This window comes from Pseudoxanthomonas sp. GW2 (assembly GCF_000283075.1).
Classification (GTDB): domain Bacteria; phylum Pseudomonadota; class Gammaproteobacteria; order Xanthomonadales; family Xanthomonadaceae; genus Pseudoxanthomonas.
On the sequence record NZ_ALIP01000108.1, the window covers coordinates 1 to 14,462 of the forward strand.

A 14,462-nucleotide genomic window follows, 5' to 3' on the forward strand; every position below is an offset into this window, starting at 1 on the left:
CCACCACGACGGCGAACCGTTCCTGCCGTGGGCGCGGATTGGCGACCGCGCGCGCCTGCGCCGCACCCTGGCCGCCAACGGCGACATCATGCTGCGCACGCTGTGCCTGCTCGGCGGCTTCGGCTGGTTCGCGCGCCAGGGTGCAGCGCTGGGCGACGCGACCCTGGCCGCCAACCACTTGCTGCTGCAGCTGGTCTCCTTCAGCGCGTTCTTCCTCGATGGCTTTGCCTACGTGGCCGAGGCCCAGGTGGGGCACGCGGTGGGCGCGCGCGACCAGGGGCGGTTCCGTCGCGCAGTGCGGCTGAGCAGCGAACTGGCGGCCGGGACCGCGGTGGCGCTGGCGGTGCTGTTGTGGCTGGGCGGCGCGAGCGTGGTCGGGCTGCTGACCACGCTCGCGGACGTGGCCGCGGTGGCCCTGGCGCACCTGCCGTGGGTGGCGCTGTACGTGTTGCTGTCGGTGGCCGCGTTCCAGCTGGACGGCATCTTCATTGGCGCCACCCGCACCCGGCAGATGCGCAATGCCGGGCTGGCATCGCTGGCGGTGTTCCTGCTGGTGCAGTGGCCGCTGACGGCAGCATGGGGCAACCACGGGTTGTGGGCGGCGTTCGTGGTGTTCGTGGTGGCGCGGGCGCTGGCGCTGCTGCCGTACTACCGGCGGATGGTGGCGGGGCTGGAGTGAGGGGGCGTTGGGGGCCGGGTGTGGTCCCGGTATCGCCCCCCTTTGTCCGGGTGCGCCTGCTTGCCCGCGCCGCGCAACGTGGTCGCGGCGGAAGCCGGGTCCGAGCGACTTTCCAAGGGGCCTGCATAGCGGGAGAGCAAAATCCTGGGTCCGGCTCAAGGCCGGCACGGCGGGGCGGTGTACGCAGGGACGAGTGCGTGTTGCTCACGCGTGGCGGGGGAGGGTCGGGGGCCATGCAGGAGAACGCCATGAACGCACATCGCGACAAGGATCCGGCAAAGGATCCGCAGGAACAGGGCGGACCGGAGTCCAACCGCACCACGCCGCCCGACGCGGGGCAGGGCGAGTCGCTGCCGGAGGCCCCGGCCAGCGATCCGCAGGCAGGCATCGACCGCGAGGTCGGCGACCTGGAGGACCCGGACGCGGAGGACGACGGCGCGCTGCCGGGCCGCGCCGGTGGAGGACTGGCCGGCGGCTGATCAAGCCCCTCCCCGCAGGGCCGGCCGCGTGCCATTCACGTGGCGCCGGCCACAATGACGGGCCGCTCCGATCCCGCAGGCCCGTGAGTCCGCAGCGCCGCCTACCGCTTATCGTCGCCACCGCCCTGTTCATCGAGAACATGGATTCGACGGCGATCTCCACTTCGCTGCCGCAGATCGCGGCCGACGTGGGCACCGAGCCGGTGGCGCTGAAGCTGGCCCTGACCACCTACATGCTGGCGCTGGCCGTGTTCATCCCGGTCAGCGGCTGGGTCGCCGACCGCTTCGGCGCGCGCCGCATCTTCGTCGGCGCGATCGCGATGTTCCTGCTCGGCTCGGTGTGCTGCGCGGCCAGCGATGGCCTGGGCACGCTGGTGGCCGGGCGCTTCGTGCAGGGCGTGGGCGGGGCGATGATGGTGCCGGTCGGGCGCCTGGTCCTGCTGCGCAGCATCGAGAAGGCCGAGCTGGTGCGCGCGCTGAGCTGGCTGACGGTGCCGGCGATGCTCGGACCGATCCTGGGTCCGGTGCTGGGTGGCGCGATCACCACCTACGCGCACTGGCGTTTCATCTTCCTGATCAACATCCCGATGGGATTGCTGGGGATGTGGCTGGCCTGGCGCTTCGTGCCGGAGCTGCGGCAGCCGGTCGGGCCGATGGACTGGCGTGGCTTCCTGCTGTCGGCCGGCGGGCTGGGGCTGGCGATGTTCGGGCTGTCGGCGATCGGCCGCGGGCTGGTGCCGGGGGCGGCGATCGCGCTGGTGGTGCTGGTCGGCTTCGCCCTGGTGTTCGCCTACGTGCGGCATGCGCGCACCCACCCGCATCCGCTGCTGTGCCTGGACCTGCTGCGCTATCCGACCTACCGCGCCGGCGTGCTGGGCGGCTCGCTGTTCCGCATCGGCATCGGCGCCACGCCGTTCCTGCTGCCGCTGATGCTGCAGCTGGGCTTCGGCCTGGATCCGCTGCAGTCGGGCCTGATCACCTTCACTTCCACCGCCGGGGCGATGTTCATGAAGGTGGTGGCGCCGCGCATCCTGCACCAGTTCGGATTCCGCCCGGTGCTGGTGTGGAACGGCCTGCTGGCCTCGGCGCTGCTGGCCGGCTTCGGCCTGTTCCGCGCCGATACGCCGTACTGGCTGATGGTCTCGGTGCTGCTGGCCAGTGGCTGCTTCCGCTCGCTGCAGTTCACCAGCATCAATGCCATCGCCTATGCCGAGATCGGCCAGGAGCGCATGAGCCAGGCCAGCAGCCTGGCCGCGGTGGCGCAGCAGGTGTCGTTGGCGCTGGGCGTGACCATCGGCGGCTATGCGCTGAGCGTGGCCGGACGGGCCACCGGCGGCGGCGATGGCGATCCGCTGGCCTTCCTGTTCGCCTTCCTCACCGTGGGCGTGATCTCGGCGATCTCGGTGTTCGAGATGCGCAAGCTGGCACCCGATGCGGGCGCCGAAATGGCGGGCCGCGCCGAGGCCGGCCACGAGGTTACCGAGCCGAAGGTAGAGGCGCGGCCGCAGGCCTAGTCCATCCACGCAAGGCCACGTGCGCGCCGTGCCCGGCCGCGGCTCCAGGCCTGCCCGGGGACATGCATCAGCCTGCCGCCTCGACCGGGCCGGTACCGGCGCCGACCAGCGGATCGCCCAGGCGGCGGCCGGCCAGCGCCTCGAACTGGATCGGGTCGTGCGAGCAGAACAGGGTGAGCTGCGGCTCGCGCAGCGCCAGTTCGCGCAGGCGTTCGCGGCTGTGCAGGCGTGCCCGCCGGTCCTTCTCCATCATCCACTGGTAGAAGCGCAGGCCCGGCGTGCAGCGGGGCTCGGCGTGCATCTCGCGGGCGTCGAAGTAGGCGTCGCCGGCCAGCAGCAGCCAGTCGTGGTCGCCGCGGATGGCCACGCCCGCATGGCCGTGGGTATGGCCGGGCAGGTGCACCATCAGGATCTCCGGTGGCAGGCCGCGCAGCGCGGACACGGCCTCCAGTCCCATCCACGCCTCGGTGCGCGCATCGTCATAGGCGAGCCAGCGCCCGCGCGAGCCCCACTGCTGCGGGCGGAAGCGCTGCCGGTCCAGCCAGGTGCGCTGGCGCGCGGCGGCTTCCTCCTCGATCGCGCGCAGGTGCACGGTGGCGTTGGGGAAGTCGTCCAGGCCGCCGGCATGGTCGAAGTCCAGGTGGGTAAGCACGATGTCGGTGACGTCCGCGGGGGCGTAGCCGAGCGCCTGGAGCTGGCGTGCCGCGGTCATTTCCGCGCGCAGGTCGGGGGCGAGCAGGCCCAGGAAGAACGCGCTGAGGCGGTCGCGGGGATGCGCTACGTCGCGCAGGCCCAGCCCAGTGTCCACCAGGACCAGGCGGTTGCCGGCTTCCACCAGCAGGCAATGGCAGGCCAGGGAAGCGCGGGTGAACACGCCGCGGGTGCGGCCGTCCATCAGGTGTCCGCCCAGCGGACAGGTGGAGATGCAATTGAGGTGGTGGACCTTCATGGCGACTCCGCTTGGCGTTGCAGGCTGGAAGCGTGCAACGCCGACGTGGTGGCCGTTGCGATCCGCGCCGGGGAGATGGCTGCACCAACTGCATTTGCTCGTGGCCTGGCGTGATCGGGATCACGCGCGGGTGGTTGCCACCCGCGCAAAAGGAAAGGGCCCCGCTGGGGGGGCCCTTGGCACTGGAGAGCCGGCCGGGATCAGCGCTGCTGGCCGCGGTGCTGCTGGTCCTGCTGGTTCTGGCGACCCTGCTGGTCGTGCTGCTGTTGCTGCTGGTTCTGCCGACCCCGCTGCTGGTCGTCCTGCTGCTGCTGGTTCTGGCGCTCCTGCTGGTCCTGCTGCTGTTGCTGGCCCTGCTGGTCCTGGCGGCGCTGCTGGTCCTGCTGGTTCTGGTTCTGCTGGTTGGCCATTTTTGCGCTTCCTTCTTCGAGGCCATGGCGGAGTGCCACGGTCCGACGACAGTGTCCGCATGCATGCGTTAGCAAGGCGCCCAGTGCGCGGTGAACGCTGCTTTACGAAATCCCCGATCGATCGCGCCGGAAGCTTGCAAAACAGCAGGTTGCGCGCACTGGCGCGGAGTTGCGCGTTATTGCCGTGCGTTATCGGCTTATGCGTTGGAATGTGGCTGGTGTATCCGCGTGCAGGGGGATGAACCGGACAGCGTTGCCGGTGCGTGCGCGGGTGGTTCGGGGATTTCCGGCCGACCACGCACCGGCGGTGTTGCTTGTCGCGCGCTTGGGGCGGGAGGGCCACGGGCGCTGGGGTGTCGACGGGGGTGTCGACGGACCCGGAAGCGGCCATCAGCCTGGTCCGACCACGCAAAAAAAGCCGCGGCGCCAGGCGCCGCGGCGTGGTTTGCGAAACGGCGGGGTGCTTCTTACTGGCCTGCCGTGCCCGATTGAAGGGCGCGGGCCTGCTCCAGGTGCTGGGCCACGTGGTCGCGGGTAAGGCTCAGGTGCTGGCGCACCTTCTCGCGCTCGGCGGCCGGGATCAGCTTCTGGTCCAGGGCCTCCAGCGCTTCGGTGTGGCCCTTCACCATCGCGTCGACGTAGGCCTTGCGGTAAGCCTCGCCGTCGAGGTCGTCGAGCGTGTCGCGTTCCTGTTCGCCCTTCTGGCGCTGGGCCTGGGCATCCTGCGACTGCTCGTCCGGGCCCAGGGCGCTGGTCTGGGTGCGGTTCTCGGTGTGCTGGTCGATCATCAGCCGCGCATAGTCGGCGGTGGCCCCGGTCACGCCCTTGGCCAGGGCCTGTTCGCCGGCGGCGATCTCGTGCTCGTTGATGGCGTTGAGCACCCCCAGCGCGCTGGCCTCGGCGGGGCTGGTGGCCTGGTCGTCGCCCATGGCCGGGTCGACGGTCGCGCCCGGCGGCTGCGCCGCGGGATCGGCGGCCGAGGTGTCCGGCACGCCCGCGTCCATCTCACCGTCGCGGTTGCGGTCGCCGCAGGCGGCGAGGCCGGCGATGGCGAGCGCGAGCAGGGCGGGGGTGGCGATGCGTTTGATGTTCATGCGGTCTCCGTTGCGGGGGAGGAGGGGCCGGACGCCGGCCGGGAGAGTGGCCGGCGTCCGGCTGACCACGGCGAAAGGAGCATCGCAGGCGCCGTGGCCGGGGACGGTCAGGCGGCGCGCTGCTGCGCCGCGGCCTGGTTGCCGCCCTGCTCGGCCAGCAGGGTCAGCTTCTCGTCGGTGGCCTTTTCTTCCTCGAGGGTCTCGAGGATCAGCGGCAGGGCTTCCTTGTAGCCGAGCTGCTTGGCCAGCGCGGCAAGGGTGCCGTAGGCGGCGATCTCGTAGTGCTCGACCTTCTGCGCGCCGCCGATCAGGGCTGCGTCGCGCAGCGGGCCGGCCTCGATCGAATCGATGACTTCCTTGCCTTCCTCGACCAGGCCTTCCATCGCCGCGCACTTGATGCGCTTGAGGCGGATGTCCAGCAGTTCGACGATCTGGTCGATGCGCTCGATCTGGCCCTGGGTTTCCTCCAGGTGCAGGCGGAAGCCTTCGGCCAGTTCCGGGTTGTCGGCGGCGCGCGCCAGGCGCGGCAGGGCCTTGGTCAGCTGCTTCTCGGCGCTGTAGATGTCCGACAGCTCGTGGATGAAAAGCTCTTCGATGTTCTTCACCGCCATGACGGATGCTCCTTCGTCTGCGGCCGGATGGGATGGGTGGAATGGGTGCACGCCGGCCACGCGCAACGTGGACCATGGTGGACGGGTGGGCATTGGCTGCAGGTCCAATGCCGGTGAAATCGATGTTCAGCAGGCGTGGCGTGCGTTTCATCGCGCTTGCACGCCTCCTTCATCGCGCCATGCGCGGCGCCGCGGTTCCATGGGACATGCGGCATCGGCCGCGTCGCCCAACGAGGAGGATCCACATGCGCATGCCTGTTTCCCCAGGGCCGTGGGCCATCGGCCTGCTGGCCGCGATCTCGCTGGCGGCCTGCGGCTACCAGGCCGCGGCACCGGAGGAGAACGGTGCCAACACCACCGGCGAACGCGGCGCCGGCGCGGCGCTCGAGCGCGATCCGGCGCCGGACGCTTCGCCCTCGCCGGAGGGCAGCGGCCGGGTGGTGCAGCTGGCGATCGAACAGGAGCCGGCGCCGCACCTGGTCGATGCCAGCGGTGCCTCGCTGTACTACCTGGAAGGCAACGTCGACGGCACCAAGTGCGACCAGGCCTGCGAGGGCGTGTGGCCGCCGGTGCTCGGCCAGGGCCAGCTGCAGGCGACCGACGGCGCCGGGGCCGGCACCACGGTGGGCAGCCTGCAGCGGGCCGACGGGGTTCAGGTCACCTGGCGCGGCCAGCCGCTGTACCGCTATGCCGGCGACCAGGGTGCGCAGCGCTCGGCCGGCGATGGCGTGGTCGACGAATGGGGCCACTGGCAGCTGGCCCGGCCCTGACCACGGCGGCCGGCGGGCGGGGCCTGCCGGCCGCGAGCGGGCAAGAAAAAAGCTGGCACAGGGCCGGCTTCGTGGAAAGCGCGCTGGGCTAGCCGAGGGGGAGGTGGGCCGGCTCGCCATCGCGGCGGGGGAGTGCCGGCAGCGGCGAGGGGTCGGGTACGTACTGCTGCAGCAGTTCCGGCAGATGGCGTTCGAGCCGGTCCAGGTCGAGTGCGTCAGCGTGTTCCGAAGCAAGCATCTGGGACATCTCCTTTCCGGCGGCCTTGCGGCACGCCGCTCCTGCCGTGTCGCGTCGGGGGAAGGTCCGGACATCGCCGGGAGCGCCCGCTAGCGTCCTTGCCGGCGGGCGGTGTCCGGCGAGTGGACACGCGTCCGAATCTGCCTGCTCAAATGTTCAGATCGTGTGGAAAAACAGGGGGTTGGACATGACAAATGCGTAAATTGTGCTGCGCTGCACAAAAGTTCCGGGCCTCTTGGCGGCTCTCACCCCCTGAGACGCGGAAGGTGTACAAATGTACACCATGAGCCAGAACGACTTTCCCTCCCTGCCACCCCAGCGCGCCGCCGTGCTGGACTTCCTGCGTCGCGAACTGGCCGCGGGGCGGGCGCCCAGCCTGGCGGAGATCGCCGATGAGTTCGGCTTTTCCTCGCGCAATGCCGCGCAGAAGCATGTCCAGGCGCTGGTCGCCGATGGCCTGCTGGAGCAGGTACCGGGCCGCAAGCGCGGGCTGCGGCTGCCCGGCGGCGGGGCGGACCTGCTGCCGCTGCCGGTGCTGGGCCGGGTGGCGGCCGGCCTGCCGATCAGCGCCGAGGGCGTGGCCCGGCTGGGCCCGGTGGGCGAGGGCGGGGAGGCGCTGTGGCTGGACCGGCGCCTGTTCTCGCCGCGGCCGGACTACCTGCTGCGGGTGCAGGGCGATTCGATGATCGAAGACGGGATCCTCGACGGTGACCTGGTCGGCGTGCACCGCACCCCCGAGGCCCGCGACGGCCAGACCGTGGTGGCACGGGTGGATGGCGAGCTGACCATCAAGCGCCTGCAGCGCGGGGCGGACCGGATCCGCCTGCTGCCGCGCAATCCGGCCCATGCCCCGATCGAGGTGCATCCGGGCCAGGACTTCGCCATCGAAGGCGTGTACTGCGGCCTGGTGCGAAGGGGTTGAGATGGCCCAGGTCGTTGCCATCGACAGCCTGCTGGCCGCGCGCACGCTGTGGCATGCCGGGCGCAGCGCCCGGCTTCCGGCCGACGGCGAGCCGAGCGGGCACGCGGCGCTGGACGCGCGCCTGCCGCATGGCGGCTGGCCGCGGCGCGCGCTGACCGAGCTGCTGCTGCCGGCCAACGGCGTGGGCGAACTGGCGCTGCTGCTGCCGACCATCGCGCGCATGACTGCCGCCGGCGGCACCGTTGTGCTGGTCGCGCCACCGTTCATTCCCTATGCCCCGGCCTGGCAGGCCGCCGGCGTGGACCTGGCCGGGCTGCACGTGGTCGATGCCTCCCCGCGTGATGCGCTGTGGGCGCAGGAGCAGTGCCTGCGCAGCGGCGCCTGCGCAGCGGTACTGGGCTGGCCGCCGGGTGGCGACGACCGTGCCCTGCGCCGGTTGCAGGTGGCTGCCGACAGTGGTGACTGCTGCGGCTTCGTCCTGCGCGACCGCCGCCATGCCGCCAATGCCTCGCCCGCGGCGCTGCGGCTGCTGCTGGAGGATGGCGGCTGGCGGGTACTCAAGTGCCGGGGCGGGCAGCCGCCCTCGGGGCTGGTGCAGCTAGCGCACTGACATGTCCTTGCATGTCGTCCAACTGCCGTGGAATCCGGCCGGCCTTCCCGTCCCCGGGTGCCGGCACGGGGAGGGCGGCTGATGCTCTGGGCCTGCATCCTGCTGCCGCAGCTGGCGCTGGACGCGGTGCTGCGCCGCCATCCCGAACCGGAGGCGCCGCTGGCCCTGGTCGGCGGTCCGGCGCAGCTGCGCAGCCTGCATGCGGTCAACGCCGCCGCGGCGGCAGCGGGGCTGGTGCCGGGCATGCGCCTGGCCGCCGCGCACGCGCTGCTGCCGCAGTTCGCGATGGTCGATTACGACCCCGCGGCCGAGGCGCGCGTGCACCGCTTCCTCGCCGCCTGGGCCTACCGCCACAGCTCGCTGGTCAGCGCCCAGTGGAACTCGGCCATCGTGCTGGAGGCGCGCGCCAGCTTCCGCCTGTTCGGACCCTGGCCGCGGTTCGAGCGGCGCCTGCGTGGCGAACTGGAACAGCTGGGCTTCCGCCATCGCATCGCCCTGGCCCCGACCCCGCGCGCGGCGCGGGTGCTGGCGGGCCTGCGCGATGGCATGGCGGTGATGGAGGCAGCGGCCTTGCCGGCATTGCTCGACCGTGTCCCGGTGCGACGCGCGGTGCTGCCCGGTGACGCCGGCACGCGGCTGCAGCGCATGGGCATCCGCACCCTGGGCCAGCTGCGCGCGCTGCCATCGGATGCGCTGCGCCGCCGCTTCGGCCAGGCGCTGCTGGAACACCTGCAGAAGCTCTATGGCGAAGCCGACGATCCGCTGGAGTGCTACCAGCCGCCGGAGCATTTCGACGAACGCGTCGAGCTGGGCTACGAGGTCGAGACCCATACCGCGCTGCTGTTCCCGCTGCGGCGCCTGGTCGGCGACCTGTGCACCTACCTGTCGATCCGCGACGGCGGCGTGCAGCGTTTCGTGCTGCGGCTGGAACACGAGCAGGGCCATACCGATGTCGAAGTCGGCCTGCTCGCGCCGGAGCGCAACGCATCGATGCTGTTCGAGCTGGCGCGCGGGCGCCTGGAGCGGGTGGAGATCGAGCGCCCGGTGGTGGGCATGCGCCTGCTGGCGCGGCACCTGCCGCCGTTCGTGCCGGCGATGCAGGACCTGTTCGCGCAACGCGCGCAGCAGGCGCTGGACTGGCCGCAGCTGCGCGAGCGCCTGCGTGCGCGCCTGGGCGACGAGTCGGTGTACCGGGTGGCGCCGCAGGGCGATCCGCGTCCCGAGCGCGCCTGGTGCCGGGTGACCGGCGACGAGGCGAAGGTGCCTGCCGCGCCGCCGCGCCCGCCACGGCCCACCTGGCTGCTGCCCGAACCGGTGCCGCTGCACGATCCGCGCCTGCAGGTGCTGTCCGGCCCGGAGCGGCTGGAAAGCGGCTGGTGGGACGGGGGCGACGTGCGCCGCGACTACTACGTGGTGCGCACCGGGCGCGGCCAGCGTGCCTGGGCGTTCCGTGCCGCCGGCGCGCGCGAGGGCGGCTGGATGCTGCACGGGTGGTTCGCATGAGCTGGGACGACGCCATCGACGGCGTGGACCGGGAAAGCCCTGGTGCCCGCGTGCCGCGCTTCCGCCAGGTCGCCTGGCGCCTGGCCCGGCGCGAGGCCGGCGCGCTGGAGGCGGCCAACGACGACGCGCCGGTCGCCGACGACGGCCTGCCGGCCTATGCCGAGCTGCACTGCCTGTCCGAGTTCTCGTTCCTGCGCGGCGCCTCCAGTGCCGAGGACCTGTTCGCGCGCGCGGCGCAGTGCGGCTACGAGGCGCTGGCGATCACCGACGAATGCTCGCTGGCCGGCATCGTCCGTGCCTGGGAGGCAGCGCGCGCCACCGGGGTGAAGCTCATCGTGGGCAGCGAGTTCGCGCTGGACTGCGGCCTGCGCTGCGTGCTGCTGGTGCAGTCGCGCGCCGGCTATACGCGCCTGTGCGAGTTGATCACCACCGGTCGGCGCAATTCGGCCAAGGGCAGCTACCGGCTCTCGCGCGCCGACGTGGAGCGGGTGGTGCGCATGCCGCCGCCGGGCGTGGAAGCTGGGGAGGTGGCAGGCGAGGGCTGCGGCCTGTTCGCGCTGTGGTTGCCGGGCGCCGAACCCGATCCGGCGCAGGGGCGCTGGCTGCGCCTGCTGTTTGGCGAGCGCGCGTACCTGGCGGTGGAGCTGCACCGCGAGCAGGACGATGCCGCGCGCCTGGCCCGGCTGCAGGAACTGGCGGCACGGCTGCAGATGACGGCGGTGGCGGCGGGCGACGTGCACATGGACGTGCGCCGGCGCCGGGTGCTGCAGGACACGCTCACCGCGATCCGCCACAACCTGACCCTGGCCGAATGCGCCGACCGGCTGTTCCGCAACGGCGAGCGCCACCTGCGCACGCGCCGCGCGCTGGCGGCGATCTATCCGGCGCCGCTGCTGCAGGCTTCGGTGGAACTGGCGCGGCGCTGCCACTTCGACCTCAAGGAAGCCGGCTACGTCTATCCGAAGGAACTGGTGCCGCAGGGGCATACCCCGACCAGCTGGCTGCGCCAGCTCACGGAAGAGGGCATGCGCCGGCGCTGGCCGGAGGGCGTGCCGCCGAAGGTGGCCGCGCAGATCGAGGAGGAACTGGCGCTGATCGCCGAGCTCAAGTACGAGGCGTTCTTCCTCACCGTGGAGGACATCGTCCGTTACGCCCGCGGCAAGGGCATCCTCTGCCAGGGCCGCGGCTCCTCGGCCAACTCGGCGGTGTGCTTTGCCCTGGGCATCACCGCGGTGGATCCGGCGCAGACCCGCCTGCTGGTCTCGCGCTTCCTGTCCAAGGCACGCGACGAGCCGCCGGACATCGACGTGGACTTCGAGCACGAGCGCCGCGAGGAAGTGCTGCAGTACGTGTATGGCAAGTACGGGCGGCGGCGCGCGGCGCTGGCGGCCACGGTGATCCGCTACCGCGGCAAGAGCGCGGTGCGCGACGTGGCCAAGGCCTTCGGCCTGCCCCCGGACCAGATCGGCCTGCTGGCCGAATGCTTCGGCTGGGGCAATGGTGCCGCGCCGATGCGCCAGCGCCTGTCCGAGGCCGGGTTCGATCCGGACAACCCGCTCATCAACAAGGTGCTGGCGCTGGCGGCGATGCTGGAAGGCATGCCGCGCCACCTGTCCCAGCACGTGGGCGGTTTCGTGATCTCCGACGCGCCGCTGTCGACCGTGGTGCCGGTGGAGAACGCGGCCATGGCCGACCGCACCATCATCCAGTGGGACAAGGATGACCTGGAGACGATGGGCATGCTCAAGGTCGACTGCCTGGCGCTGGGCATGCTCACCTGCATCCGCAAGGCCTTCGACCTGGTGGAGTGGTACCGCGGCGTGCGCCTGGACATGGCCACCCTGCCGCGCGAGGACCCGGCCACCTACGAAATGCTGCAGGCCGCCGACAGCGTGGGCGTGTTCCAGGTCGAATCGCGCGCGCAGATGGCGATGCTGCCGCGGCTGCGGCCGAAGACGTTCTACGACCTGGTGGTGCAGGTGGCGATCGTGCGCCCCGGGCCGATCCAGGGCGGCATGGTCCATCCCTACCTGCGCCGGCGCATGGGCAAGGAGCCGGTTAGCTATCCCTCCGAGGGGGTAAAGCAGATCCTCGGCAACACCCTGGGCATCCCGCTGTTCCAGGAGCAGGTGATGGAGCTGGTGATCCATGCCGGCTACACGCCGGAGGAGGCCGACCACCTACGCCGCTCGATGGCGGCCTGGGGGCGGGGCGGCGACATGGAGCCGCACCGCCTGAAGATCCGCCGGCTGATGGAAGGCAAGGGTTACGGCAGCGGGTTCATCGACCAGCTGTTCGAGCAGATCAAGGGCTTCGGTTCCTACGGCTTCCCGCAGAGCCATGCGGCCTCGTTCGCCAAGCTGGTCTATGTCAGCGCCTGGCTCAAGCGCCACGAGCCGGCGGCCTTCGCCTGCGCCCTGCTCAACTCGCAGCCGATGGGCTTCTACTCGCCCAGCCAGATCGTGCAGGACGCGCGGCGCGGCCGCGGTGGACGCGAGGGGGTGGAGGTGCGGCCGGTGGACGTGGCCTGCAGCAGCTGGGATTCGACCCTGGAGCCGCTGGGCGAGGGCAGGCAGCCGGCGATCCGGCTGGGCCTGCGGCTGGTGGCGGGCCTGTCGGAAAGCGCGGCGCAGGCGATCGTCGATGCGCGGCGCTGGCGTCCCTTCAGCGACGTGGCCGACCTGTGCCGGCGTGCGGGACTGGATGCGAGGGCGCGCCAGGCCCTGGCCGAAGCGGGCGCGCTCGATGGCCTGGCCGGCCACCGCAATGCCGCGCGCTGGGCGGTGGCCGGGATCGAGCCGAAACGGCCGCTGCTGGATACCAGCCCGGATGAAACCCGCATCGAACTGCCGGCGCCGCGCCTGGGCGAGGAGCTGCTGGCCGATTACCGCAGCACCGGCCTGAGCCTGCGCGCGCATCCGATGGCGCTGCTGCGCGCGCAGATGGTGCAGCGGCGGATCCTGGGCGTGCGCGAGCTGCGGCAGCGCCGCCATGGCAGCGGCGTGCACGTGGCCGGCCTGGTCACCCAGCGGCAGCGGCCGGCCACGGCCAAGGGCACGATCTTCGTCACCCTCGAGGACGAGCACGGCATGGTCAACGTGATCGTGTGGCCGGACCTGGCCGTGCGCCAGCGCAAGCCGCTGCTGCAGTCGCGGCTGATGGCCGTGCGCGGACGCTGGGAACGGGTGGACGGCGTGGAGCACCTGATCGCCGCCCACCTGGAGGACCTGAGCCACCTGCTGGGCGGGATGCAGGTCGAATCCCGCGATTTCCACTGATCAACCGCGCATTGCGCAGGAGGGCGACATGGACCTGTTCGACAACGGACCGCAGACCCTGGTGGAGGATGCCGAGGGCGGTATCCGCTACTGGGCGGAGTTCCTGCCTCCTGCGCTGGCCCGGGAATGGTTCGAGGCGCTGCGCGATGGCTGCCGCTGGCAGTCCGCGCGCAGGCCGATGTACGACCGCGTGGTCGACGTGCCGCGGTTGATGGCCTGGTACGGCCTGCACGAGGTGCCCGAGGGCCTGCCGCTGGCGGCGATGCTGGAACGCGTGCAGGCGGTGGCGCCGGGTGCCTACAACAGCGCGGGCCTGAACTTCTACCGCGACGGCAACGACAGCGTGGCCATGCACAACGACAAGCTGCACCAGCTGGTGCCGGGACAACCGCTGGCGCTGGTCTCGCTCGGCAGCGCCCGGCGCATGAACATCCGTGCCAAGGCCGGTGGCCGCGCGCTGGGCATCGACCTGGAGCCGGGCAGCCTGCTGGTCATGAGCCATGCCAGTCAGCTCACCCACGAACACGGCATACCCAAGACCGCGCTCCCGGTCGCACCACGCATGAGCGTGGTGTTCCGCGCGCGCCCGCAGGCGGCGCGGACACAGGATTCCTTGCAGGCAGGCGTGGGAGCGTCCCCATCCGTGCCTGGTCCAGGGGAGCGGGCGGCGTGAGCCCGCCCGGCGTCCGCGGGCTGGCTGCCGGCTCCCCGTTGCCCACCGGGCAGGCGCTGGCGATCGACGGCCGCTGCTTCGCCTACGTGTTCCCCTGCGCCTGGGAGGACCACTGCAAGATCGGCTTCTCCGCCGATCCGCTGGGGCGGATCGCGGCGCTGCACCCGCGCTGGTTCGGGTTCTTCGACCTGGAAGGCGGGATGCTGGTGGAGGCCGAGTCCATCCGTGACGCGCGCGACCTTGAGCTGGAGCTGCGCGCAGGACTGGGCGGGTACAACGCGCCGGCGCCACTGGCGATCCGGATTCCGGCTGGCGGGCATACCGAGTGGTTCCGGGGCGTGTCGGCGCTGCTGGCCGAGCGCGTGGCGACCCTGGGCGCGCGTGGCTATCGCACGTATCGACTGGGCGACTGGCTACAGGCGGCGCTGCAACAACGCGCGGACCGACTGCACGAGTGGACCTTGGTGCAGCTATCGGTGGACGAGCTGGAAGGCCTGGCCGGTCCCACGCCTGCGCAGCAGCACGTGCGCGACGTGCTGGATGCGTGCGTTGCCCTGGGTATCGGACTGGAACCGCGGCTGGCGCCGGCGGTCCTGGACTGGTATCGCGGGCCAGCGTCGTGACTTGCAGGCGGTGGCCAGCAGCAAGGCTGCTGGGCGCGAGGAGCCCGGCCCGCTTTCCAACCCCTCCCCCCCCCCCCCCCCCCCCCCGGGGGGGGGGGGGGGGGGGCCC

General features: G+C 71.8%; 15 protein-coding genes. 11 read left to right on the top strand and 4 right to left on the bottom strand.

The genetic code is table 11. From position 1 onward, the window contains the following. The 3 genes from B351_RS0108515 to B351_RS0108525 all read left to right on the top strand — a co-directional run. On the top strand, positions 1–679 hold a 679-nt coding region (locus tag B351_RS0108515), incomplete at its 5' end, for an MATE family efflux transporter (RefSeq protein ID WP_019398616.1). Positions 680–927: 248 nt separating this feature from the next. Next, positions 928–1,158 carry a hypothetical protein gene (locus B351_RS0108520; RefSeq protein ID WP_125165415.1) on the top strand — a complete coding sequence of 77 codons (231 nt, stop codon included), beginning with the start codon at positions 928–930 and terminating at the stop codon, positions 1,156–1,158. Further along, positions 1,158–2,672 (top strand): MFS transporter, encoded by a 1,515-nt coding sequence (locus B351_RS0108525; protein ID WP_255346140.1) that lies wholly within the window; start codon positions 1,158–1,160, stop codon positions 2,670–2,672. Before B351_RS0108520 ends, B351_RS0108525 begins: the two co-directional genes overlap by 1 nt. 67 nt (positions 2,673–2,739) lie before the next feature. Here B351_RS0108525 and B351_RS0108530 read toward each other — a convergent pair whose 3' ends face one another. After that, on the bottom strand, positions 2,740–3,621 hold the full coding sequence (locus B351_RS0108530) for an MBL fold metallo-hydrolase (RefSeq protein ID WP_019398619.1): 882 nt from the start codon (positions 3,619–3,621) through the stop codon (positions 2,740–2,742). A 176-nt stretch (positions 3,622–3,797) separates the two neighbouring features. On the opposite strand from B351_RS0108530, the gene B351_RS17630 reads away from it, so the two are divergent. Next, complete coding sequence (locus B351_RS17630; RefSeq protein WP_156810451.1) at positions 3,798–4,103, top strand: hypothetical protein; 306 nt, start codon at positions 3,798–3,800, stop codon at positions 4,101–4,103. Positions 4,104–4,498: 395 nt separating this feature from the next. Here B351_RS17630 and B351_RS18150 read toward each other — a convergent pair whose 3' ends face one another. Continuing rightward, positions 4,499–5,125 carry a DUF4142 domain-containing protein gene (locus tag B351_RS18150; protein WP_019398621.1) on the bottom strand — a complete coding sequence of 209 codons (627 nt, stop codon included), beginning with the start codon at positions 5,123–5,125 and terminating at the stop codon, positions 4,499–4,501. Positions 5,126–5,232: 107 nt separating this feature from the next. Then, positions 5,233–5,736: a ferritin-like domain-containing protein gene (locus tag B351_RS0108545; protein WP_019398622.1), complete on the bottom strand. Its 504-nt coding sequence runs from the start codon at positions 5,734–5,736 to the stop codon at positions 5,233–5,235. 251 nt (positions 5,737–5,987) lie between these two features. On the opposite strand from B351_RS0108545, the gene B351_RS0108550 reads away from it, so the two are divergent. Next, positions 5,988–6,506: a hypothetical protein gene (locus tag B351_RS0108550; protein WP_232207909.1), complete on the top strand. Its 519-nt coding sequence runs from the start codon at positions 5,988–5,990 to the stop codon at positions 6,504–6,506. Positions 6,507–6,594: 88 nt separating this feature from the next. Here the strand turns inward: B351_RS0108550 and B351_RS17635 are convergent, their stop codons facing one another. Then, positions 6,595–6,753, bottom strand: a complete 159-nt coding sequence (locus B351_RS17635) for a hypothetical protein (RefSeq protein ID WP_156810452.1) — start codon at positions 6,751–6,753, stop codon at positions 6,595–6,597. 274 nt (positions 6,754–7,027) lie between these two features. Between B351_RS17635 and lexA the strand changes: the two genes are divergently transcribed. The 6 genes from lexA (at position 7,028) to B351_RS0108585 (ending at position 14,353) form a co-directional block, all read left to right on the top strand. Next, the gene (gene lexA / locus B351_RS0108560; protein ID WP_037034608.1) at positions 7,028–7,666 is read left to right on the top strand and encodes a transcriptional repressor LexA; all 639 of its coding nucleotides are present in this window, start codon (positions 7,028–7,030) and stop codon (positions 7,664–7,666) included. A gap of 1 nt (position 7,667) precedes the next feature. Continuing rightward, on the top strand, positions 7,668–8,276 hold the full coding sequence (gene imuA, locus B351_RS0108565; RefSeq protein WP_019398626.1) for a translesion DNA synthesis-associated protein ImuA: 609 nt from the start codon (positions 7,668–7,670) through the stop codon (positions 8,274–8,276). A gap of 81 nt (positions 8,277–8,357) precedes the next feature. Continuing rightward, positions 8,358–9,779, top strand: a complete 1,422-nt coding sequence (locus tag B351_RS0108570; protein WP_019398627.1) for a DNA polymerase Y family protein — start codon at positions 8,358–8,360, stop codon at positions 9,777–9,779. Then, positions 9,776–13,057, top strand: coding sequence for an error-prone DNA polymerase (locus tag B351_RS0108575; protein ID WP_019398628.1), 3,282 nt, complete (start codon positions 9,776–9,778; stop codon positions 13,055–13,057). The genes B351_RS0108570 and B351_RS0108575 overlap by 4 nt, the downstream gene beginning before the upstream one ends. A 28-nt stretch (positions 13,058–13,085) precedes the next feature. Beyond that, the gene (locus B351_RS0108580; RefSeq protein WP_019398629.1) at positions 13,086–13,730 is read left to right on the top strand and encodes an alpha-ketoglutarate-dependent dioxygenase AlkB; all 645 of its coding nucleotides are present in this window, start codon (positions 13,086–13,088) and stop codon (positions 13,728–13,730) included. Beyond that, positions 13,727–14,353 (top strand): GIY-YIG nuclease family protein, encoded by a 627-nt coding sequence (locus B351_RS0108585; RefSeq protein WP_019398630.1) that lies wholly within the window; start codon positions 13,727–13,729, stop codon positions 14,351–14,353. Before B351_RS0108580 ends, B351_RS0108585 begins: the two co-directional genes overlap by 4 nt. Positions 14,354–14,462 lie beyond the last annotated feature (109 nt).

What these genes read in the sequence shown, in the direction of transcription:
- B351_RS0108520 (WP_125165415.1), top strand. Translation starts at nt 928, where the DNA reads ATGAACGCACATCGCGACAAGGATCCGGCAAAGGATCCGCAGGAACAG.
- B351_RS17635 (WP_156810452.1), bottom strand. Translation starts at nt 6,753, where the DNA reads ATGTCCCAGATGCTTGCTTCGGAACACGCTGACGCACTCGACCTGGAC.
- imuA (WP_019398626.1), top strand. Translation starts at nt 7,668, where the DNA reads ATGGCCCAGGTCGTTGCCATCGACAGCCTGCTGGCCGCGCGCACGCTG.
- B351_RS0108575 (WP_019398628.1), top strand. Translation starts at nt 9,776, where the DNA reads ATGAGCTGGGACGACGCCATCGACGGCGTGGACCGGGAAAGCCCTGGT.
- B351_RS0108545 (WP_019398622.1), bottom strand. Translation starts at nt 5,736, where the DNA reads ATGGCGGTGAAGAACATCGAAGAGCTTTTCATCCACGAGCTGTCGGAC.
- B351_RS0108570 (WP_019398627.1), top strand. Translation starts at nt 8,358, where the DNA reads ATGCTCTGGGCCTGCATCCTGCTGCCGCAGCTGGCGCTGGACGCGGTG.
- B351_RS0108580 (WP_019398629.1), top strand. Translation starts at nt 13,086, where the DNA reads ATGGACCTGTTCGACAACGGACCGCAGACCCTGGTGGAGGATGCCGAG.
- B351_RS0108550 (WP_232207909.1), top strand. Translation starts at nt 5,988, where the DNA reads ATGCCTGTTTCCCCAGGGCCGTGGGCCATCGGCCTGCTGGCCGCGATC.
- B351_RS0108530 (WP_019398619.1), bottom strand. Translation starts at nt 3,621, where the DNA reads ATGAAGGTCCACCACCTCAATTGCATCTCCACCTGTCCGCTGGGCGGA.
- B351_RS18150 (WP_019398621.1), bottom strand. Translation starts at nt 5,125, where the DNA reads ATGAACATCAAACGCATCGCCACCCCCGCCCTGCTCGCGCTCGCCATC.
- lexA (WP_037034608.1), top strand. Translation starts at nt 7,028, where the DNA reads ATGAGCCAGAACGACTTTCCCTCCCTGCCACCCCAGCGCGCCGCCGTG.